A 22,758-nucleotide genomic window follows, 5' to 3' on the forward strand; every position below is an offset into this window, starting at 1 on the left:
TTAGCTACTAGCTGCCATCAGGCTTATATATGATAGCGGCTAATGCTGTTGTTAAAACAGCGTTACTTATGCAAAAGTTAGTGGTCGTCCTTATATTTTTCATAGACCTTTTCAAAATTCCCTGGATGTGCGGCAAAAGCAGCAAGCACCTTAGGGTCGAAATGCTCAGGCATGGTTCTACCATCACCTTCAATAATTATTTTTACTGCCTTTTCATGACTAAAAGCATGCTTGTAAGGACGTTTTGAACGCAGCGCATCATAAACGTCACACAGCGCCATAATACGAGCAGATAATGGAATATCTTCACCAGAAAGACCATTAGGATAGCCAGTGCCATCCCATCTTTCGTGGTGATTTAATGCGATTTCAGCGCCCATTTTTATAAAAGGAGAATCCCCCTTTTGCAGGATTTTTGCGCCAATAGCACTATGCGTGTTCATGGTCTCACGCTCTTGAGGTGTAAAAGGCGTTGTTTTGAAAAGAATAGCATCTGATATACCAATCTTACCAATGTCGTGCATTGGGCTCGCATAAAACAATGCTTTATTCATTTTTTTACTCAGACCAAGCAATCGTCCTAACAGATATGAATAGTGTGCAATACGGCGTACGTGTGCCCCGGTCTCCTCATCCTTAAATTCAGCAGCGCTGACCATAGTGATGATAGTTTCCTTATAAGCATTTTCAAGCTTAACCGTACGTTCTTTAACCTTGTCTTCAAGTTTATTGTTGTATTCTGTAAGGAGATCACTGTAATCCTTTAAGCGCAACATATTCCTAACCCGTAATATAAGTTCAGCTCGGTCGATTGGCTTAGTAAGAAAATCATCAGCGCCTACTTTAAGTGCCGTCAATTTAGCCGCATGCTCGTCCTATCGAAGTCACCATAATAATTGGAATATACATGGTCTCAGGATTAAGTTTTAACCTTTCAGCAACTATATTGCCATTTAGCCCAGGCATCATGATGTCAAGTTAAGGTTTGATAGCGTGCTCAATAAACAAAACACTTAATATAGCTAATTCATTAATACTCAGCTTGGGGTAAAGCATAAGTAGCTTTAATCGCTAACCGTTGCGGTGCAATATCATCGAAGGCCTTTTGATATAGTGCTATCACGTCATTGGCTGTGTTTATATTGAAAGCAAAGTAGTTACCTACCTTATTGACCTGCCAGACCTGTTCATAGTCAGTTTCATCAAAGCCAAGTTGTTCTGCTAAATGAGCGAAACCATGTATAGAGATAACAATCATGTCGACACGATCTGATTGCATCATTAAAAAAGCTTGTTTTAAGGAGGATACTTTTGCCAAGTTAGAGGAAGGGAAACCCACTTGATTAAGCGAAATTTCTGAAATATCGCCTGCTACGGTGGCAACTTTACGGTAAAAAATTTGCCCTAAATTAGCGAACTCAAAGTTTTTTGATTTTTTGGCTACTAGCACATGAGTAGAGTAAAAAATAGGCCCGACCCATTTAAATAAACCTTCGCGAGCTTGAGTTCTAGAAACGGTAAACAAAGCGCTGTTGGCTTTATCTAAGGTAAATCTATAGCCACGCGCCCAGGGAACAACCAGAATTTCTTGTTCTGCAATGTCTAAATGTTTCCATAACGCTTTTAAGGTCTCTACTGAAATTCCCTTAAGCTTATCATTAACTAAATAATTAGCCGGTGGATAGTTTTCAGTATAAAAAGTAATATTTTTTGTTGGCGATAATTGTTGAAGTGCTTGTAGCGGAGCAATCACAATAAAAAATAGTAAAATAGACTTAATAATAAATTTATTCATTAAAACTGAATCCTCCACCACGATAAAATAAAATTAACAGACTTTATTATCAATTAACGTAAACCTTATTTATAGTCAATATATCTGCCCATATCAACGTTATTGATGGTGGACTGAGCTATGTGCTGTAAATAAAGTACGGACTACATTTATCAGCTGACTATAAAACTATAACTAACTTAACATATTGTTTGAGTTTATTATTTTAATTAGTAACTTTTTTAGTGTCCGGGTATTACTGGCTATAATCCTCGTTGCCATTCTTGACGAAGCGGAATTTCTGTAGAATGCGCTAATGCCATTTGCACCGTATTAACTAGTTTCTCTTTATCTTTGCCTAAAATGCCCTTTAAGACTAAGTAATTTGAAGCATGATCAGACCTAAAAATAGTTTTTTCTAATTCCAGAGCGGATAACAATGTTGCCATTTCAATAAATAACTCTTGCTGACTTAGCAGTCGATAGGGTTGATATTGTCGGTCAGTAAAGTTTTTAGCAAAACGTTCTTGCCCTAAAGGAAAGCTAACCACGAGTGTCGATAAGTAGTCGGGTTGTGCTTCATTCATTAATTTAGCTGAGTTAATGGCATGCTGTTTGGATAGCTCAGGTCCGCCAAGTCCATTTAAGATCATCACTGAACTTTTAATACCTGCTTGCTTAATTTTGTTGAGCGCAATTAAAGAGCTTTGATAGGTTTCGCCCTTGTCAATTAATTGTAAGACCTCATCGTCACCGCTTTCACAACCAACATACAAGAGAGACAAGCCTAACGCCTTTAACTCTGCTAGCTGTTCAACCGTTTTATTACTGACGTTTCTTGGTAGACAATAACTTGTAACACGAGTGACTTGCGGAAAATATTGCTTTATTAGCTCAAGTATTTCTTTTAAGCGTTTAAACGGTAACATCATTGCGTCACCGTCGGCTAAAAACACCCGACCAACCGGTAAACCTGAGTCGACAACTTTAATCATCTCTTCTTCAATTAATGCGACTTTTTTCGGTTTAAATTTTTTATTTTCGGCCGTATACATTTCACAAAAAGAACAATTATTCCAAGAGCAGCCATTGGTAACTTGCAAAATAAGGCTCTTCCACTCACTGGGCGGACGAAAAACTGGCTCTATATATTTAAGGGGATACATTGGTCACTCACTTTTTAGATCACTTTAGATAGCTACACATCATCGAAAAAAAGTAGCAAATTCAACCTGAAAATATTCAGTTAAATCTTACGACCAATCGCCTCTATCTTTAAAGACTTTCGCTTCACTGGTGCTATGGGTTTGGTTGTAAGTTTTTATCTTTTGATTTTTACCTAGCATAACTTTTAATTGATAATAAGTTTCACGGGCTAAGGTAAAACGGTCACTACGCCACCAAACATGATTATAAAGTTTTTTAACACCTGCAACCGCATCCGGTGATTGCTGGCAAAGTTTATCTGCTAAGCTTTTTGCTGACACTAAGGGATCAGCACAAATATTGGTAATTAACTTGAATTCAAGTGCTTGCTGCGCAGAAATTTCTTGACCAGTCATCGCCAACAACTTCGCTTGATCTGCTGGCAAGTGTTCTTTAAGTGCCAAAGTGCCGCCCATATCCGGAATGAGTCCCCACCTTGCCTCTAAAATAGATAAAGTAGCACTGGGCTCAACAAAGCGAAAATCGCCACCGAGTGCTATTTGTAAACCGCCCCCCCAAACTCTGCCATGTAATGCCATGATCACCGGAGCAGGAATTTTACGCCAGCCCGTTGATACACGTTGTGCTAAATTTGATTGACCGGGTAACCATTTAAACAGGAGTTTAAAGATATTAACCGGTGCTTTCATCACAGACTTAACATCTAAACCACTACAAAAATCGACACCCTTACCATGAACAATTACTGCTCGCAGTGATTTATCTTTTTGTAATTGTTTAATAATTTTATCAAGTTGATAAAACATCATCATATTAATAGCGTTATGTTTATCTGCACGATTAAGGGCAACATAAGCAATGTTGTTTTCGATAGTTAACAATACGGTTTTTTCTGGCATACTGACCTCTGGTTAGACCAGAATAAAATAACCTTGTCGACATGAGATGTAAATAAATAAAACAAATAAAAACAAATGAAACTGGAAGCATAAAGATGGAACATTATTTTCAAGGTAAAACAGTCGTTATTACCGGTGCATCTGCAGGTGTTGGTGCAGAAACTGCCCGAGCCTTTGCCAAATTGAAAGCTAATTTGGTTTTGTTAGCCAGAGGACAACAAGCACTCGACGAGATTGAAAAAGAACTTAGTGTTGAAACTTCGGTGTTAACCATCAAGATGGATGTCGCTAATTCAGCTGATTGCCAAAAAATGCTAGAGAGTGCTCAAGAGAAATTTGGCAGTATTCATTATCTTATTAATAATGCTGGCTATCATCAACGCGGTAATGTTGAAGATAATACCGCTGAACAATTAGCAAAAATGGTCGATGTAAATTTACGTGCGCCAATAGCACTGTCGGCATTAATTTTACCTTATATACGCAGCAGTATAACTAATGGTGGCTTTGGCGGCATCGTTAATGTTGGCTCTTTAGCTGGTCGAACACCATTACAGGGCGCTGCAACCTATTGCGCAACTAAGTCTGGGCTGCGTGCATTTACCTATGCCCTTGCTGATGAATTAAGCGGTTCGGGGATTAGTATTGGTTTGGTTTCTCCGGGGCCAATCAATACTGGCTTTATTATGTCTGAAATAGATGAAGTAGAAGATATTGTATTTTCGCAACCCATGAGCAGTCCACAGCAAGTCACTGAGGCAATAATCCGCGTAGCTAAAGGTGAGCAAATCGAGATTACATTACCTCGTTCGAGCGGTTGGTTAACTACTGTTTCTTATCTATTTCCTTCACTAAGACGCTTTCTAAGACCGGCACTTTATAAAAAAGGTCGAAAAGCAAAAGAGCGTTATCGAAACAAAAAATAATAAAGGCAAGTACATTGTCCGCATATCCGTATATAATATGGCTATAACTGTTTAGTAAAAAAGAATCTCATGACGCTAGAAGACGAACAACTCAATAATCCCTTGCACGGGCTTAAATTAGATACACTTTTAAATGAAGTGTATGATCATTATGGTTGGGAAATTCTAGCGGAATATACCAATATTAATTGTTTTAAAAACAAGCCTAGTATTGAATCTAGCTTAAAGTTTTTGCGTAAGACCGAGTGGGCACGTGAAAAAATGGAACGTTTTTATTTATATCAATTTAAGAACTTGCCTAAAGCTGATGATGAACAATATGAAATTCCACCGCGTCTGCGAGTGATACCCGCACGCCAGAAACCTAAAGACCCTGCCGTACTAATTTTAGGACAAGCCCCTATCCCTACAATCAGATCATCCAATTTTTCTGATAACAAACCTTCATCACAAGGTCGAGATAGCAGAAGTAATAGCAGTAAGGGTAGCTATAAAGATAAAAGTGAACAGGGCTTTGCTCGTCGTACAGAAAAACCTGAACGCTCAAAGCCAGCTAGTGCATCTTCAAATCCTTACTCTGATTCTCCTAAGTAACATCAATATAAGCATTCAAGTGACAGATTTACTACAGGGTTAATCTGTCAACATATCAATAAATCTCAAACTAAAATTATAAATATCTCCAGGCCATCGCGCCGATAAGTAGTTTCTATCTTTAACGATAAAGCCACGTGACAAGTGCTGTAAATCATCACGAGCTAATGGCAAACTGCCGTTAACAAACTGAGTTTTACTGGCAAGTGCTGCCACTAATTCATCTTCTGTGGTTGTTTCTGGATACGTTAAATAATAATCATCTAACCAAAGTCGAGTTAATTGGAAAGCCATAAGCTCTTGACGCTTTAATAGCCCGGTACATTGATAATTATAGATGACCGATTTTTGACTTTTGGGATCAATACTTCTCGCTGGAATTAATACGCCATGACAAACAGCCGCGACGGGTTTATTTTCATTAAAAAAATCAACCACCAATCTTTGTAATACCTCTGACTCTAAATATTCTTTTACCCCTTTGTCATGCCCACCCGGTAATAATAATCCATCGAAGTCACTGGCTTTCACATCGGTGTAAAATAAAGGCTTATTAAATTCAGCTGATTGTTCCAGTTGACGATAGGCATTTATGGCATCTTGTCTAGCCTGTAATAAGGGTTTGAGCAAGCCCAAACCTTTTCCAGTCAGCATAATATCGTCAGCCGTCGCGACCTTGCCATCAGGTGTTATAAAGGTCATTTCAACCTGCTGTTCTTTTAGCAATAACCAAGGAATAGCGACTTCTGAAGGATCGCAACCATAGCGCGGTAGCGGGATCAGTACTTTTTTGTTATGCATCTTTATTGACCCTATTTAAGATTTATTTGTTAGCCTGTTCTTGTTGCAGGAAATAAGTCCATTGCTGCTCGTAGGCAGACATTTGCTGATGTTTCTTAGTGGCTAAATGCATTTGCTTGTCGTGCTCTGTGGCGAAAGCGCCTGTATGACAAGCTAAGCATTTTTTATCTTCAGGCACCCTACTTTTACGGTTATAGGTAATATAGTCGTCGCTGTTAGCATCAAACATCGCCTTACAGTTTTCTAGAGGCGCTTGGCTGTATATATAAGTTGTACCTTGAGTTGATTTAACATGTTTATCTCTGTTTACATTCCTGACTTTATAATCTGGAAATTTAGTAATATCAAAGAAAAAACGACCAATATAGTTGATATCGGTATCAGTGATTAATGCTTTTTCAATATTCCATTGCAGATAAGGTTTAACATTCTTTGAAGTGATCAACGCAAGTTTTGCACCGTTTTCATCAAGAAAGTATTGAAAGCAGTTCAACAGATATTTTCTCAGTAAAGCTCTGTTTAAGGTATTAACACTTAATTGCTGGCACTGAGCTTGAAAAGCTTGTTCAGAAGGAAAAGCGGGTAATAATGGAAATTGAAAGATCACCAAATCAAATGATTTTTCAGCTAACGTCCCCCAAGTATTTTCATCAGTGACGTCAAAATCAGTGATGACTTGGCAATTGTCCTGCTGTAACTGCTGATAATAAACATCACCGTACTTTTCCTGTAAACAAGCCATGCTGTCAAAGATGGTTGCTGTCAGCTGCTGGGGTTGATGATGTTTAAGTAAAGATGCAGAAAAAGATAAGTCGCCATCGCCAACCGTTAAAACACGCCATTTAGGATCAATATGCATAATGAGATTTATAGAATAATAAAATTAGCATTGTATACCCGTTAACGCGTAAAGTGCAGAATTTCAGTGCTAATTAAAGTGACAATAACAATCGCCAGCTTTTGTCTAAATTGATAACTACTCGCAATTAAGGTACTAGCTTTGTACTTTACTTACGGCATCTTGCCACTGTGCATAAAGACGATTTTTTTTCTGCTCGCTGATTTGTGGCGTAAAACTTTTTTCACAGCGCCACAAGGTTGATAATTGATCAACAGAAGAAAAAACGCCTGCTTGTAAGCCGGTTAAATAAGCAACGCCTAACGCTGTGGTTTCAACGATATCAGGGCGTTCAACCGTTATCGATAACATATCGCTGATAAAATTAAGCAGCCAGTTATTTTCCGCCATACCGCCGTCTACTTTTAAAAATGAGAGCGCTAAGCCATCTTTTGCCATAGCATTTTGTAAATCTTTGCTTTGAAAAGCAACCGACTGCAAAGCAGCAGAAATTATTTCATTTCGACCTGAGTCACGACTAAGGCCTGAAATGACAGCGCGAGCATTAGGATCCCAATACGGGGCACCCAAGCCTGTAAATGCTGGGACTAAAAAAACACCATGCTCAACAACCGTATTTTCAGCAATTTTTTCACTGTCACTTGCTTTATCAATGATCTTTAATTGATCTCTTAGCCATTGAATAGTTGCCCCTGCCATAAAAATACTGCCTTCAATAGCATAAGTAACGTCACCGTTTAAACGATAGGCAATAGTTGTCAGTAGGCGATTAGTTGACTTTAAAGCTTTATTGCCGGTATTTAGCATTAAAAATGCGCCTGTACCATAAGTACATTTCGCCATGCCCTCAGTAAAACAAGCTTGACCAAATAAAGCCGCCTGTTGATCGCCAGCCATCGCTAAAATGGGGATTTCACCATTAAATAAAGATGATTGCGTGACACCAAATTCAGCGGCGCAGTCCATCACGTCAGGCAACATACTTTTGGGTATTGAAAATAAAGCCAGTAATTCATCATCCCAACATTGTTGGTGAATATTAAATAACATAGTGCGAGAAGCATTAGTTGCATCGGTTTTATGAGATTTCCCCGCCGTTAATTGCCACAATAAAAAAGTATCAACAGTGCCAAAAAGTAACTGACCTGCGTCTGCTTTTTCTCTTGCACCGGGTACATTATCCAATAACCAATTAATTTTGGTCGCAGAGAAGTACGCATCTAAAATTAACCCCGTTTTATCCATAATGCTATTTTTGATGTCTTGACAATCAATTGAATCACAAAAAAAAGCAGTACGTCTATCTTGCCAAACAATCGCATTGTAAATAACATCGCCAGTATTTTTATCCCATACGAGGGTCGTTTCTCGCTGGTTTGTTATGCCAATACCTAAGATATCGCTAGCACTCAACTGATTTTCATCTAGCACTTTTTGACAGGTACTTAAGACACTCTGCCATAGTTCGTTGGGGTTGTGTTCGACCCAACCATCTTGAGGAAAATATTGCGGAAACTCTTCTTGGGCACTCGCGTAACGTTCACCTTGGGTGGTGAACAATATCGCTCGTGAACTTGTCGTGCCCTGGTCTATCGATAAAAGATACTTTGCCATAAAAAGAAAAGTCTCCGCTGAATGAATAAAGTTAAACAGATTATGCCACGACTTGCGCTATGGCTTGGCTATTATTACCCGCGTCTGAAATTGTTATCGCTTAAACATATCGATAAAAGATACTTTGCGATAAAACAAAACAGTCTCCGCTGAATGAATAAAGTTAAGCAGGTTAAACAGATCATGCCACAACTTGCTTGTTGAGCAATTATAAAGGTTTTATCGCCACAACTTGCGTTATTGCTTGGCTATTATTACCCGCGTCTGAAATTGTTATCCCTTAAACATATCGATAAAAGATACTTTGCGGTAAAACAAAACAGTCTCCGCTGAATGAATAAAGTTAAGCAGGTTAAACAGATCATGCCACAACTTGCTTGTTGAGCAATTATAAAGGTTTTCTCGCCACGACTTGCGCTATGGCTTGGCTATTATTACCCACGTCTGAAATTGTTATCGCTTAAACATATCGATAAAAGATACTTTGCGGTAAAACAAAACAGTCTCCGCTGAATGAATAAAGTTAAGCAGGTTAAACAGATCATGCCACAACTTATTTGTTAAGTAATTATAAAGGTTTTCTCGCCACGACTTGCGCTATGGCTTGGCTATGACTTCCCGTATCTGAAATTATTGTCCCTTCAAAAGAATGAATAATTTGCCAACCAGCAAAATGCTCAAGTAATTCTCCTTTTTTTAATAAAAAATCAGGATTTTTGGGGCGACCAAGAACCGCTTGTCCTAAGGTGAACGTTTCATAAATAACGAGACCATTAGGAACTACTGCCGCTTTAATCTGCTCGATAAGTGGTCGATGTAAGTAGCGAAAAACCATTACGGCACTATAACTATTTTCAACTAATGGCTGAGAAAACCTTTGTTCAAAGTCAATAAGCCAAAAGGTGGCTAATGTTGATTGATATTTATCTGCATCATGACTTATTGCTTGCTGAACATTCGCTAATGACTGCGTGTTAATATCAGCAAAAGTCACCGCTAAATTTTTCTCTAGGCAAAACAAACCATTCCTGCCATTGCCACAAGCCAGATCTAAGATGGGTAATGAATTTTCATGAGGGTTAAGTTCAGGTAAATACTTTTCTAGCAAGGAGGAATGCATAATTTTAGCTTTTTGACTTTTTTCTATAAGTAATAAAAAAGGCTGCAATCAATTTGCAGCCTTCATTTAATTCAATACTCATCATTAATAAGTATCGTTATTTAATCGCTTGATGACTGAATCACTTAGCTACTTAAAACTGAGATACTGGCGCCGCTATTGCTTTACGTGTGATCTCTGCATTAACTTTTAATGCTTCAACAAAGCTTTGGTAAGCAGATTGTGCAAGTTGTTGCGTTTGTTGTTGTGCCATTCTTGGGTCAAGTGCTTTTTCAACATTACTCGCTATAACAGCTTGAACTTCTAATAAGGCTAAATCACCGTTATTTAATGTTACCGTCGTTGCTGAAATCTGACCTTCACTTGGATGAGGTAATTTAAAAGCCTCACGACTTAAGCTAGGCGCAATATCACTACCTGAGCGTGTAACATCAGCTTTTTCAATAAACACGGCGTTAATCGCTGTTAACTGCTCGCTAATATCATTACCTGCTTTAAATGAAACAAGTAAAGAGTCAGCTGTTGTTTGTGCTAGCTCTGTTGCTTTCTCGCTAATCAAAGTATCACGAATTTGTACAGTAACTTCAGTAAGTGGCTTAACTTCTGCTGGTTGGTACTCTTCTAAACGAATAACAATCGCTAAAGTATCGCTAACTTCAATAATGTCTGAGTTTAAGTTCTCTTGAAGGACTAAATCAGAGAAAGCAGCTTCGATTGCTTTAGGGCTATCAAATGGCGCTACGTTGCCAAATTTACTTAACCAATCTGTCGTCATTATTTTTGAGTTAACGGCTTCAGCAGCTTCGTCTAAACTATCAGGGGCTTCAAAACTTAATCGTGCCATTTCCTGTTGTAAATCAAAAAACTTATCTTGTGCTTTTGATTGACTCACTTTTGCTTGCAGTTCTACTTCTACATCAGCAAAAGCCTGAACTTGTTCAGCTTTTAGGTCGGTTAATTTAATGATATGAAAACCAAAGTCACTTTCGACAACATCACTTACGCTATTAATCTCGGTTAACGCGAAGGCGCCTTCGTCAAACGCATCGCCCATGGCACCACGTTCAATCCATTCTAAATCACCACCATTTTCACCGCTAAAAGTATCGTCTGAACTTTCTTTGGCTAAAGTAGCAAAATCTTCACCGGCATTAACACGGGCTAATAAAGCTTCTGCCGTTACTTTTGCCACAACTTCATCATCACCAAACTCAATTAAAATATGAGCAACACGACGCTGTTCGTCTTGACGATAGCTGGCAATATTCTCTTGGTAGTAAGCTTTAACATCAGCGTCACTAACTTCAATTGTTTTTGCAATGTCGTTAACATCAAGTGCGATGTAGTTAAGTTTTACTTTTTCTTCGTTTTCAAAACGGCCTTGATTAGCTAAGTAGTACTGATTGATTTCATCGTCAGTTAACTCAATACCGGCTTTAAACTGTTCAGCATTAATGGTCGCATAGCGGACGTTACGCTTTTGGTTTTGTAAAGCGCTTACCCGTTTTTCTTGGTATGGCAAGTTGAACTCGCTGGCAACAAGTGCTTGTGTTAATTGACGACGAGTCATTTGAACACGTAAGTAATCACGAAAATCTGAAGATTGATAAAAACCGGCTTGGTTAATCATCGCTAAATAACGATTATTATCAAAAACACCATCGACCTGAAATTCAGTCATCGTGCGAATAGTTTGCTTAATACGTTCATCAGAAGCGCGAATAGACATATCAACTGTACTTTGATCAATCAGCTTTTCATTGATTAGGTTATCTAAAATACCGTTACGAAAGTTAGCCATATAATTTTCATCTGCTGATAATGTTTCGAACATATCACCAAATTGTTGTGCCATACGATTACGTTGCGCTTGATAAGCTTTATTAAAAGCATCTTGTGATATTTTTTCACCGTTAACGTCAGCGACAGATGTGTCTACTGAGTTGGTATAAGTACCAATTCCCGCTAAAGCAAAAGTTAAAATAACTAAACCTAGGATTGATTTTGCAATCCAGCCCTGTGAACCTTCTCGAATATTTTCTAACATCTTTTTCTCTATTTATTACGACAGATATATCTTTGTTCAGGATTCTATCAGAAGCATCACTGACCTTGAAGTAGCAGACGAAGATTTAATTATTTTATAGTGATATAAATGAAGCTATTTATGGGATATGTAAAATAAAAAAAGCCTTCGTTTAAAAAGGCTTTTCTGATTTATCTACAAAAATTGAAGCAGATAATTATGGATTAACTGAATCTTTTAATGCTTTACCAGCTTTAAATGCTGGGATTTTAGCTGCAGCGATTTGAATAGTTGCACCCGTCTGTGGGTTGCGGCCAGTGCGCGCAGCACGGTCACGTACTGAGAAAGTACCAAAACCAACTAGAGCAACTTGCTCACCATTTTTCAATTCGTCTGTAACAGCTTCAATAAATGAATCTAACGCACGACCAGCAGCAGCTTTAGAGATGTCTGCACCAGCAGCGATTTTTTCGATTAGTTGAGATTTGTTCACAAGTATTCCCCTTCAATTGTTATTATTCAGTGCCATCATTTGTTTTAGCGTCCTGCGGAAACTTTTATATTGAGCTTCTTTTGAACATCAAGCACTGTGTTTAAGAAAATAAAATTTATTATTTATTTTTATCTTAACCAAACCCTAATCCTATGTATGGATAGGGGTCTAGCGTTATCAGCGACATTAACTTAACACAGTTTCAGTGTTTGAAAAGCAAAAATCACTGTTTTTTGTTAATTTTTTGCAATTTTTTCTTTTATTTACTAAAAAAACAGCAATTTTTATAAATTAGTTGCCTAATTTGAATTTTTCTACTGGATGCTCTAAGGCAATATCTAATACCTCTTCTATCCATTTTACCGGATGAATAACCAAATCACCTTTAACATTGTCAGGAATTTCTTCCAAATCACGCTCATTATCTTTTGGAATAATGACTGTTTTAATACCACCACGATGCGCAGCCAAGAGTTTTTCTTTTAAGCCGCCAATAGGAAGTACTTCACCTCGTAAAGTAATTTCACCTGTCATAGCAACATCTGCTCTGACCGGATTACCGGTTAGGCTAGAAACTAATGCCGTACACATACCAACACCTGCGCTTGGCCCATCTTTTGGTGTAGCACCTTCTGGGACATGAACATGGATATCACGTTTTTCATGAAAATCAGCATTAATACGAAATTTATCGGCTCGACTTCGTACAACGGTCATCGCTGCTTGTATCGATTCCTGCATCACGTCACCTAATGAACCGGTGTAAGTCAGTTTACCTTTACCTGGAACCGAAGCTGTTTCTATAGTTAATAACTCACCACCTACAGATGTCCATGCTAAACCAGTCACTTGACCTATTCTATTTTCACTATCCGCTTTACCATAATCAAAACGTTGTACACCCAAAAATTCAGATAAGTTATCTTGATTAATAGTGACTTTTTTAATGGTTTTATCTAATAAAATCGCTTTTACCGCTTTACGACAAAGTTTTGATATCTCTCGCTCTAAGCCACGTACCCCAGCTTCTCTTGTGTAGTAGCGAATGATGCCCATAATAGCGCTGTCTTCAATTGAAATTTCTTTCTCTTTTAGACCATTACGACCAACTTGCTTATCGAGTAAGTGATTCTTGGCAATATTAAGCTTCTCATCTTCGGTATAACCCGACAAACGAATAACTTCCATGCGATCCAATAAAGGTCCGGGGATATCCATACTATTAGAAGTAGCAACAAACATCACATCGGATAAATCGTAATCAACTTCCAAGTAATGGTCGTTAAACGTCGTGTTTTGCTCAGGATCAAGCACTTCCAGTAAAGCAGATGCAGGATCGCCACGCATATCAGACGCCATTTTATCTATTTCATCTAATAAAAATAGTGGATTCTTAACCCCAACTTTAGCAATTTTTTGAATCAACTTACCTGGCAAAGAACCAATATATGTGCGGCGATGGCCTCGAATTTCAGCTTCATCACGCACACCACCTAGTGCCATACGCACGTATTTACGTCCGGTTGACTTAGCAATAGATTGTCCTAAAGACGTTTTACCAACCCCTGGAGGGCCAACTAAACAAAGAATAGGTCCTTTTAGCTGGCTAACACGTTGCTGCACCGCTAAATACTCTAAAATACGTTCTTTAACTTTATCTAAACCGTAATGATCTTTATCTAAAATATCTTGAGCAAGTTTTAAGTTACGCTTTAACTTACTACGCTTCTTCCAAGGTACACTGATCATCCAGTCGATGTATGAGCGAACCACGGTTGCTTCTGCCGACATCGGTGACATCATTTTTAATTTACGTACTTCGGCTAAAGTCTTTTCTTTAGCTTCTTCGGGCATTTGCGCATCTTCAATTTGCTTTTCAAGCTGCTCAACTTCGTTTGAACCTTCTTCGTCATCGCCTAATTCTTTTTGAATGGCTTTCATTTGTTCATTCAAATAATATTCGCGCTGACTTTTTTCCATTTGTTTTTTAACACGGGTACGAATTTTCTTTTCAACTTGCAATAAGTCAATTTCGCCTTCCATCAGTGCCATTAAATATTCTAGACGTTGAGCAACATTCTCTATTTCTAGTACTTTTTGTTTTTCAGCTAACTTTAATGGCATATGTGCAGCCATCGTATCCGCTAATTGTTCTGCATCATCAATACCTGAAACTGAAGTTAACACTTCAGGTGGTATTTTTTTATTGAGTTTGACATAACCTTCAAACTGAGAAATAGCCGAACGAACCAAGACTTCACAATCGTCTTCGTTAACGGTTTCTACGTCAAGAAACTCAATATCGGCAGTGAAGTATTCTTGTGTTTCAACAAATTGAGTTATACGCGCTCTACGCGCTCCTTCAACTAACACTTTCACCGTGCCGTCAGGTAATTTCAACATTTGTAAAATAGTGGCAATCGTACCCGCACGATAAACATCATCGGCTGTAGGGTCGTCAACTGCGGCATCTTTTTGTGCAACAAGAAAAACCTGCTTGTCGTTTTCCATCGCGATATCTAAACAGCGAATAGATTTTTCGCGACCTACAAATAATGGGATCACCATTTGGGGATAAACAACAACGTCGCGCAAGGCTAGAACAGGAATTTCATTGATACCAGATAACTCTTCGGTCATAGGTTACTCTCTCGAAAATCAGTAGGGAAAAAATTGTAGTTAAAAAGTATATGGGGATTTTAGTAAAGCTTTCAACGGATAGACAAAAAAAAAGAGCTAAATGATCAATGTCATCTAACTCTTTTTATCGAAACACCTAAAATTTTAGCAATGAACGGCTATTCGCTCGCTACTTTTTCCTGTGGTGTATCATAAATAATAATCGGTTTTGACTCACCTTTTATTACTGTTTCATCGACCACAACTTTTATCGCATCATTCATTGATGGCAATTCATACATGGTATCAAGTAAGACGCTTTCAACGATTGAGCGTAAACCACGCGCGCCCGTTTTACGCACCATTGCTTTGTGTGCAATAGCAATTAATGCATCTTCTCTGAACTCTAATTCAACGTTTTCCATGTCGAACAATGCACCAAACTGCTTAGTTAGCGCATTTTTAGGCTCTTGCAATATTTGGATTAATGCGTCTTCATCAAGTTCTGTCAATGTTGCTACAACAGGCAAGCGACCAATAAACTCAGGAATTAAACCATACTTAATCAGATCTTCTGGCTCAACATCTTGTAAGTGTTGAGTTAGCGTTTTCTTGCTATCTTTGCCACGAACTTCTGCGCCAAAACCTATACCTGCACCAGTATGTGAACGTTGCTCAACAACTTTATCTAAACCGGCAAATGCACCACCACAGATAAATAAGATTTTCGAGGTATCAACCTGCAAAAACTCTTGTTGAGGATGTTTACGCCCACCTTGTGGTGGAACTGAAGCGATAGTGCCTTCAATAAGCTTTAACAATGCTTGCTGAACACCTTCACCTGATACATCACGCGTGATTGATGGATTATCTGATTTACGTGAAATCTTATCAATTTCATCGATGTAAACAATACCACGCTGGGCTTTTTCAACATCGTAATCACATTTTTGTAAAAGCTTTTGAATGATGTTTTCAACATCTTCACCAACATAACCTGCTTCAGTTAATGTCGTTGCGTCGGCCATAGTAAACGGCACATCAAGTAAACGCGCTAAGGTTTCAGCCAGTAATGTTTTACCACTACCCGTTGGGCCAATAAGTAAAATATTACTTTTACTTAACTCTATACCATTGTGAGAGTCACCATTGCGTAAACGTTTGTAGTGATTATAAACCGCTACGGCTAATACTTTTTTCGCGTGATCTTGACCAATAACGTAGTCGTCTAAACTTTCACGGATCTCTATCGGTGTAGGTAAGCTTTCTTTTTCTTCTTTCGGGGAAATTTCTTTTATTTCTTCACGAATAATATCGTTGCACAGTTCAACACACTCATCACAAACAAATACTGACGGACCAGCAATAAGTTTACGAACTTCATGTTGGCTCTTGCCACAAAACGAACAATACAAAAGCTTGCCGTTATCACCGTCACCATTTTTAATATCGGTCATACGGAACCTCAATTTGTTTAATTTCTAATACAGATACTGTTAAGTATTTCATAAATTATCTAGATCACAAAGTTGTGAAATTATTTATCTAATCGTTCTGTTAATATGGAGTCAACTAATCCATATTCAACCGCACTTTCTGCACTTAGGAAGTTGTCACGGTCGGTGTCATGAGAAACTTTCTCTAATGACTGACCTGTATGCTCGGCCATTAAACTGTTCAATTTAGTTTTAATATAAAGAATTTCTTTCGCATGAATTTCAAAGTCAGATGCTTGACCTTGGAAACCACCAAGTGGCTGATGAATCATCACACGGGCATTGGGTAGACAGTAACGTTTACCTTTTTCACCGCCTGACAATAAGAATGCGCCCATGCTAGCCGCCTGACCGATACATACTGTACTAATGTTTGGCTTAATAAACTTCATCGTATCGTAAATAGCCATACCTGCAGTTACCGAACCGCCAGGTGAATTAATATATAAGTATATATCTTTATCAGGACTTTCAGACTCAAGGAATAATAACTGAGCAACAATCAAATTAGCCATGTGATCTTCAACTTGACCACACAAGAAAATAACACGCTCTTTTAAAAGTCTTGAATAAATATCGAACGAGCGCTCACCCTTAGGTGTTTGCTCAATAACCATTGGCACTAAAGCACTATCGATAGTGCTGGTGATTTTCTGAGAATTATTTTGAGAAGTAAACAACTAAAATTTCCTTTCTATATAAAAAATGGCTCGTATGTCCCCATACCAGCCATTTAAGCGATTGCTTGACATAATGTCAATCTAAAAGGTCTACCAATTCACATTTGTTTCACTAAAGTGCTACAAATTTAAGCAAATGGCAGCAACTTAGCCGATTAAGTTTCTTTGCTCAGTGGCAAGAATCCTAAGAGACTCAGTCTTATTTACCTTCTGGATTCATTATATCTTTAAAGCTTGCTTTCTTTTTATTAACTTTTGCGCTTTCAAGTAACAATTCAACAGCTTGCTCTTCTAATGCAACATTCTGCATTTGTTGATTAAGCTCTTTGTTTGTTGCGTAGTACTCGATAACTTCTTTTGGATCTTCGTAAGCTGATGCGGCTGATGCAATTAATTCGTTAACTTTGTTTTCGTCAACTTTTAATTCATTAACTTTGATCACTTCACCTAGTAACAAACCAACTTTAACACGGCGCTTAGCTTGCTCTTCAAACATATCAGCTGGAAGCTCTGGCATGTTATTAGGATCCATTTGACCCGCAAAACGTTGCATTGCTTGCTTACGTAAAACGTCAATTTCTTGAGCGATTAACGCTTTAGGAATTTCAACATCGTTAGCAGCTAATAAGCCTTCGATTACTTGCTCTTTAACTTTAGCTTTAACCGCTTGGGTTAACTCACGAGTCATGTTAGTGCTTACTTCAGTGCGTAATGCTTCTACGCCACCTTCTTGAACACCAAACAATTTAGCAAAATCTTCATCGATTGTTGGTAATACTGGACCTTCAGTTTTATGAAGAACGATATCAAACTCTGCTTCTTTGCCTTTTAGGTTTTCAGCATGGTAATCATCAGGGAAAGTCACTTTAATTGTTTTTTCATCGCCAGCTTTCATGCCAGTAATTTCTTTTTCAAAACCTGGGATCATGCGACCAGCGCCTAATTCAAGTTCGAAATCTTTAGCTTCGCCGCCTTCAAAAACTTCACCGTCAACACGGCCAGTAAAATCTAAAACAAGTTTGTCACCAGCTTTAGTTTTACGCTTGTTTTCTTTCCACGTTTTATGTTGATTCTGTAATGTAATAAACATTTCATCTAAATCAGCATCTGTAACTTCAACGTCAGGACGTTCAACGTTAATTGAATCTAAGCCCGTTAAAGCAACATCAGGATAAACTTCAAAAGTAGCTTCGAATTCTAGCGCTTTGCCGTCTTCATTGCTTTTAGCAATAAAACTTGGACGACCAGCTGGATTCATTTTTTCTGCAACAATTGCATCAACAAAGTTACGTTGCATTAATTCGCCAGCAACTTCTTGACGAACTGATTGACCGTAACGCTTTTGGATAACAGTCGCAGGAACTTTACCTGGACGGAAACCATTAATTCGCTGGGTTTTTGATATGTGACGAAGACGGTTTTTAACTTCTACATCTACTGATTCTGCAGGAACAGAAATAGTTAACTTACGTTCCAAACCTTGTGTAGTCTCTACTGAAACTTGCATTTTAATACCTCAAAACTTAGCGTTTTAGTAACGCTTTCAATAACACAACTACTTCACAGCTTAATTAGCCAAAGAGTGTGACGTTTGTAGCCCTATAACCAACGCTACAGAAGCCCGAAAAATCAGAGTAAATACCAACACTAATAAATAGTTCCTCGCTCAGCGAGGTTTAAAAGGCATGATATAGACCTAGATTTTAAAATAATGACGCGAAATTATAGCGATGCTTGATATAAGAGTCGACCCTTTAATGACGTTATTTTTGACTTATTTTTTAAATGGGTGATAAAACGAGTAAAAACAGTGTGTGCTGACTTCATTTAAATGTAATAAATTAAATTTAAAGTGCATTAAAATTGGTGTAACTGGTAGTTAAAGAGTTGTTCTAGATTAAATTTATGATTTGTAAATAGAAGTGTATACGGAGAGTTGACAAAGATAAAAGGCATATAAAATAAGAAGTGGTCGGTGATGCAAGATTCGAACTTGCGACCCCTTGGACCCAAACCAAGTGCGCTACCAAGCTGCGCTAATCACCGACATTTTCTACTTAACCTACTTACTACAATATTTCATCACCATTTCTTGAGAAAAAATGGGGTGGCTAAAGGGACTTGAACCCTCGACAACCGGAATCACAATCCGGGGCTCTACCAACTGAGCTATAGCCACCATTGTAAAATACTGTTTGGTACGCCCTGCAGGATTCGAACCTGCGACCCACGCCTTAGAAGGGCGTTGCTCTATCCAGCTGAGCTAAGGGCGCACATTACCTACAGGCCAAATTTTTAGTTATTAAAAATAATTAAAAAAGTGGTCGGTGATGCAAGATTCGAACTTGCGACCCCTTGGACCCAAACCAAGTGCGCTACCAAGCTGCGCTAATCACCGATATGTACTGCGTTTAAAAGAACTAAAAATATGCCCCTTTCAACGGATGCGGATATTACCTAGTTGCCTGAGTCCCGTCAAACCTTTTTTATAAAAAAATAACCGTTTGCTCACTTTTAAAACAAGCCGCTTGATAATCAGCACTTATTGCCTATAAATATAGCAACTCTTCAATTATCAATAAATTCAGTTTTTGGCATACTTGATAAGCGTATATTTTATTTTTAAATCTTCATTTGACGATATATTACCGAATAAAAGACCATTTATAAGAACAGTAGCTATAACAGTCCAGGTTTTTATGCGAAAATAGTGTCGTTTTTCATCATTTAACTAAGTTAATAGAAACTATCATGACAGCAACTCTTATAGACGGTAAATATATTGCTCAGCAGCTTAGGCTCTCAGTAAAAGAAAAAGTAGCAGTACGCGTTAAAAATGGCTTACGACCTCCTGGGCTAGCCGTGATATTAGTCGGCTCAGATCCTGCTTCACAAGTTTATGTTGGTAGTAAGCGTAAAGCATGTGAAGAAGTTGGTTTTCTTTCTCGCTCATATGATCTGCCCCCGACAACCACTCAAGCTGAATTATTTACTTTAATTGATGAATTAAATAATGACGAAAATATTGATGGTATTCTTGTTCAGCTCCCTTTACCAAAAGGTTTAGATGCTAATTTAATTATCGAGCATATTAACCCTTTAAAAGATGTTGATGGCTTCCACCCATTCAACGTCGGCAAACTAGCACTTCGTCAACCAGGATTGCGCCCCTGTACACCTAAGGGCATTATCAAGCTGATAGAGACTACCGGTATAGACCCACATGGTTTAGAGGCGGTTATAGTCGGTGCTTCAAATATTGTTGGTCGTCCTATGACATTAGAACTATTACTGGCCGGTTGCACAGTAACCACCACGCATAGATTCACTAAAAATCTTGAAGATAAAATACGTAACGCTGATTTACTTGTTGTGGCCGTAGGAAAACCTGAGTTCATTCCTGGAGAATGGATTAAGGCTGGCGCTATTGTTATTGATGTGGGGATTAACCGTTTGGCCAATGGCAAACTTGTTGGTGATGTAGGTTTTGATATAGCTCAAACGAAAGCCGCTTATATTACGCCCGTACCTGGCGGCGTAGGCCCAATGACAGTAGCAAGTTTAATCGAGAACACTTTGATAGCTTGTGAAGAATTTCACTAAATTTTAAGCCGCTTAATATAAAGGAATAATCAATGTCTGACGCTATTTATCAGTTTAATGCGCTGAACAATAAAAAAGAAACCGTTGAGTTGAAAGACTACCAAGGTAAGGTAATGCTTATTGTAAATACGGCAAGTGCCTGCGGATTTACGCCTCAATATGAAGGCTTACAATCACTTTACAGTCAGTATCAAACACAAGGTTTAGCGGTTTTAGCTTTTCCTTGTAATCAGTTTAAGCAACAAGAAAAAGGCAGTAATGAGGAAATACAGCAGTTTTGTGATCTAACGTTTAATATCAAATTCCCATTATTTGATAAAATTGACGTCAATGGCGACAACACTCACCCTCTTTTTACCTTTTTAAAGGCACAAGCACCTGGAATACTAGGTTCTAAGAGCATCAAGTGGAATTTCACTAAGTTTTTAGTGAACAAGAAAGGCCAAGTAGTTAAACGCTATGCGCCAACCACTAAACCGACTAGCATTAAAGCGGATATAGAAAAGTTACTCGCTGAGTAACTTATAATGAGCAGCCAAAAGTGTTGGCTGCTCTTACTATCTTATTGAGCTTTTGCTACTTTTAACATTTCAAGGTTACTGGCAATATCTTCTGCCGCTGTTCTTGGCGAAATATCATCATCTATTTTCAAGATTTTACCTTCTTTAGAAATATAAAATGTCACACGACTAGCAACCTGCATCATATTCAACACATCGTAGGCTTTTGCAGTCGCTTTTGTCGGATCGCTTAACATCGGAAAGTCTGCGCCGGTTTTCTTAGCAAAATCTCTGTTGTCATCTAATGGGTCAACACTGGCCATAACGTAACTTGCATTATACGCTCTGATCAAATGCCCTTTCTCAACCAATGACTTACATTCAATGGTACAACCACGCGTGTTAGCCATTGGATACCAAGCTAAAACAACCGCTTGCTTACCTTGGTAGTCACTAAGTTGGTAATAATCACCATTGGTGGCTTGCAATTTAAAATCTGGTGCTTGCTCTCCCACTTTTAAATCAGAGGCTAACAAGCTAAAGCTCGTTAATAATGCTAAAAATGTACAAACTACTTTTGATGTTCTTTTCATCAGAGTTACCTTTTAAAAATGAATAATATTTTTTGTTAGTTTACCTTATTTTAGCTCATTAACCTTTAGCTAAAAGGTTATCGAGCCAACTTGTCGGTAGTATACGTTTGAATACGGCAAATAGTTTAGTAGGCACGGTAATTCTGTATCTTATTTTCGGGCGTTTACTCTCTAAGGCATGGATCAACGCTTTGGTGACATCTGCCGCTTCTAAGGTAAATTTTGCATTCGAGGTTTTACTGGCCAGCCTTGCTATTTGTTGTTGATACTCAAGATGATGGGCACTGTCTTTAGCGTCAATGTTGGCTGTAAAAGCACTTAAGGCATTGGCGCGAAATTGAGTATTAATGGGACCCGGCTGTAAAAGTATCACTGCGATATTCGCTGATCTCAATTCTAACCTTAAGGTGTCAGATAAACCTTCAACAGCATATTTTGAGGCATTATAAGCGCCACGAAAAGCCATAGAAATAAAGCCTAACACTGAGCTACATTGAATAATTCGGCCATGACCTTGCTTGCGCATAACCGGAATAACTTGTTTAGTCAGCTCGTGCCAGCCAAAAACATTGCTTTCAAATTGGCTTATAAGCGCTTGAGTTGGTAAGTCTTCTAATGCGCCCGGTTGACCATAGGCACCATTATTAAAAAGAAAATCTAATGTCCCCCCAGTTTCATTGAGCACAAAAGCAAGTGCCGCATGGATACTGTCAACTTGGGTTAAATCAAGCTGGCAAGCGGTTAAACCTTTTTCTTGTAGCATAACAACATCGGCTTGTTTTCTTGCGGTAGCAAAAACTTGATAGCCTCTTGTTGATAACGTCAGAGCCGCATCTAAACCAATACCGCTTGAACAACCTGTTATTAAAATAGATTTTTTCACGCTGTTATTATTACCTGTAATTCGAAAATTTGCTTTATTGTCGGTGAGCATACTGGGGATATCAAATCAGTACAAGGCGAGATAATTAATTGTATAGATAAACACGAATGC

20 protein-coding genes and 4 tRNA genes are annotated in these 22,758 nt (G+C 38.3%); 4 read left to right on the plus strand and 20 right to left on the minus strand.

Annotation, left to right across the window (positions count from 1 at the left end; all coding sequences use genetic code 11):
* Window positions 1-77: 77 nt before the first annotated feature.
* From H4J76_RS03675 to H4J76_RS03690, 4 genes are all read right to left on the minus strand, one after another.
* Window positions 78-857, minus strand: coding sequence for an HD-GYP domain-containing protein (locus tag H4J76_RS03675; RefSeq protein ID WP_182230122.1), 780 nt, complete (start codon window positions 855-857; stop codon window positions 78-80).
* A gap of 173 nt (window positions 858-1,030) precedes the next feature.
* On the minus strand, window positions 1,031-1,795 hold the full coding sequence (locus H4J76_RS03680) for an ABC transporter substrate-binding protein (RefSeq protein ID WP_182230123.1): 765 nt from the start codon (window positions 1,793-1,795) through the stop codon (window positions 1,031-1,033).
* Between the two features lie 242 nt (window positions 1,796-2,037).
* Window positions 2,038-2,940: a radical SAM protein gene (locus tag H4J76_RS03685; protein ID WP_182230124.1), complete on the minus strand. Its 903-nt coding sequence runs from the start codon at window positions 2,938-2,940 to the stop codon at window positions 2,038-2,040.
* Window positions 2,941-3,027: 87 nt separating this feature from the next.
* On the minus strand, window positions 3,028-3,840 hold the full coding sequence (locus tag H4J76_RS03690; RefSeq protein WP_182230125.1) for a crotonase/enoyl-CoA hydratase family protein: 813 nt from the start codon (window positions 3,838-3,840) through the stop codon (window positions 3,028-3,030).
* Between the two features lie 95 nt (window positions 3,841-3,935).
* Between H4J76_RS03690 and H4J76_RS03695 the strand changes: the two genes are divergently transcribed.
* Both H4J76_RS03695 and H4J76_RS03700 read left to right on the plus strand, forming a co-directional pair.
* Complete coding sequence (locus H4J76_RS03695) at window positions 3,936-4,766, plus strand: SDR family oxidoreductase (protein ID WP_182214865.1); 831 nt, start codon at window positions 3,936-3,938, stop codon at window positions 4,764-4,766.
* 69 nt (window positions 4,767-4,835) lie between these two features.
* Window positions 4,836-5,360 carry a VF530 family DNA-binding protein gene (locus tag H4J76_RS03700; RefSeq protein WP_182230126.1) on the plus strand — a complete coding sequence of 175 codons (525 nt, stop codon included), beginning with the start codon at window positions 4,836-4,838 and terminating at the stop codon, window positions 5,358-5,360.
* Between the two features lie 39 nt (window positions 5,361-5,399).
* Here the strand turns inward: H4J76_RS03700 and H4J76_RS03705 are convergent, their stop codons facing one another.
* From H4J76_RS03705 to H4J76_RS03770, 14 genes are all read right to left on the minus strand, one after another.
* Window positions 5,400-6,161, minus strand: a complete 762-nt coding sequence (locus tag H4J76_RS03705; protein ID WP_182230127.1) for a type 1 glutamine amidotransferase domain-containing protein — start codon at window positions 6,159-6,161, stop codon at window positions 5,400-5,402.
* Between the two features lie 22 nt (window positions 6,162-6,183).
* The gene (locus tag H4J76_RS03710) at window positions 6,184-7,020 is read right to left on the minus strand and encodes a class I SAM-dependent methyltransferase (protein WP_182221626.1); all 837 of its coding nucleotides are present in this window, start codon (window positions 7,018-7,020) and stop codon (window positions 6,184-6,186) included.
* A gap of 135 nt (window positions 7,021-7,155) precedes the next feature.
* Complete coding sequence (gene glpK / locus H4J76_RS03715; protein ID WP_182230128.1) at window positions 7,156-8,634, minus strand: glycerol kinase GlpK; 1,479 nt, start codon at window positions 8,632-8,634, stop codon at window positions 7,156-7,158.
* 568 nt (window positions 8,635-9,202) lie between these two features.
* Window positions 9,203-9,802: a methyltransferase domain-containing protein gene (locus H4J76_RS03720; RefSeq protein WP_259377114.1), complete on the minus strand. Its 600-nt coding sequence runs from the start codon at window positions 9,800-9,802 to the stop codon at window positions 9,203-9,205.
* A gap of 85 nt (window positions 9,803-9,887) precedes the next feature.
* A complete protein-coding gene (locus H4J76_RS03725) occupies window positions 9,888-11,801 on the minus strand; it encodes a SurA N-terminal domain-containing protein (protein WP_182221628.1) in 1,914 nt (637 codons plus the stop codon).
* A gap of 196 nt (window positions 11,802-11,997) precedes the next feature.
* On the minus strand, window positions 11,998-12,273 hold the full coding sequence (gene hupB / locus H4J76_RS03730; RefSeq protein ID WP_070374161.1) for a nucleoid-associated protein HU-beta: 276 nt from the start codon (window positions 12,271-12,273) through the stop codon (window positions 11,998-12,000).
* Window positions 12,274-12,564: 291 nt separating this feature from the next.
* Entirely contained in the window at window positions 12,565-14,913 is a 2,349-nt protein-coding gene (lon, locus tag H4J76_RS03735; RefSeq protein WP_070374162.1) for an endopeptidase La, read from the minus strand.
* A 158-nt stretch (window positions 14,914-15,071) separates the two neighbouring features.
* Window positions 15,072-16,349: an ATP-dependent protease ATP-binding subunit ClpX gene (gene clpX, locus H4J76_RS03740; protein WP_070374163.1), complete on the minus strand. Its 1,278-nt coding sequence runs from the start codon at window positions 16,347-16,349 to the stop codon at window positions 15,072-15,074.
* A gap of 80 nt (window positions 16,350-16,429) precedes the next feature.
* Window positions 16,430-17,038: an ATP-dependent Clp endopeptidase proteolytic subunit ClpP gene (clpP, locus tag H4J76_RS03745; RefSeq protein WP_182214969.1), complete on the minus strand. Its 609-nt coding sequence runs from the start codon at window positions 17,036-17,038 to the stop codon at window positions 16,430-16,432.
* A 229-nt stretch (window positions 17,039-17,267) separates the two neighbouring features.
* Window positions 17,268-18,575 carry a trigger factor gene (gene tig / locus H4J76_RS03750; protein WP_070374164.1) on the minus strand — a complete coding sequence of 436 codons (1,308 nt, stop codon included), beginning with the start codon at window positions 18,573-18,575 and terminating at the stop codon, window positions 17,268-17,270.
* 462 nt (window positions 18,576-19,037) lie between these two features.
* Window positions 19,038-19,114: transfer RNA gene (locus H4J76_RS03755), tRNA-Pro, on the minus strand.
* 57 nt (window positions 19,115-19,171) lie between these two features.
* Window positions 19,172-19,247: transfer RNA gene (locus tag H4J76_RS03760), tRNA-His, on the minus strand.
* Window positions 19,248-19,264: 17 nt separating this feature from the next.
* Window positions 19,265-19,341, minus strand: a tRNA-Arg gene (locus H4J76_RS03765).
* A 48-nt stretch (window positions 19,342-19,389) separates the two neighbouring features.
* Window positions 19,390-19,466: transfer RNA gene (locus tag H4J76_RS03770), tRNA-Pro, on the minus strand.
* A gap of 353 nt (window positions 19,467-19,819) precedes the next feature.
* On the opposite strand from H4J76_RS03770, the gene folD reads away from it, so the two are divergent.
* Together folD and H4J76_RS03780 are read left to right on the plus strand one after the other, a co-directional pair.
* Window positions 19,820-20,671 carry a bifunctional methylenetetrahydrofolate dehydrogenase/methenyltetrahydrofolate cyclohydrolase FolD gene (gene folD, locus H4J76_RS03775; protein ID WP_182214853.1) on the plus strand — a complete coding sequence of 284 codons (852 nt, stop codon included), beginning with the start codon at window positions 19,820-19,822 and terminating at the stop codon, window positions 20,669-20,671.
* A gap of 32 nt (window positions 20,672-20,703) precedes the next feature.
* Entirely contained in the window at window positions 20,704-21,192 is a 489-nt protein-coding gene (locus H4J76_RS03780; RefSeq protein ID WP_070374166.1) for a glutathione peroxidase, read from the plus strand.
* A 41-nt stretch (window positions 21,193-21,233) separates the two neighbouring features.
* Here H4J76_RS03780 and H4J76_RS03785 read toward each other — a convergent pair whose 3' ends face one another.
* Together H4J76_RS03785 and H4J76_RS03790 are read right to left on the minus strand one after the other, a co-directional pair.
* Entirely contained in the window at window positions 21,234-21,764 is a 531-nt protein-coding gene (locus H4J76_RS03785; RefSeq protein WP_070374167.1) for a redoxin domain-containing protein, read from the minus strand.
* A gap of 58 nt (window positions 21,765-21,822) precedes the next feature.
* Window positions 21,823-22,647, minus strand: coding sequence for an SDR family oxidoreductase (locus H4J76_RS03790; RefSeq protein ID WP_182230129.1), 825 nt, complete (start codon window positions 22,645-22,647; stop codon window positions 21,823-21,825).
* Window positions 22,648-22,758: the final 111 nt, after the last annotated feature.

It is taken from the genome of Colwellia sp. BRX9-1 (assembly GCF_014077195.1).
Taxonomy (GTDB): domain Bacteria; phylum Pseudomonadota; class Gammaproteobacteria; order Enterobacterales; family Alteromonadaceae; genus Colwellia_A.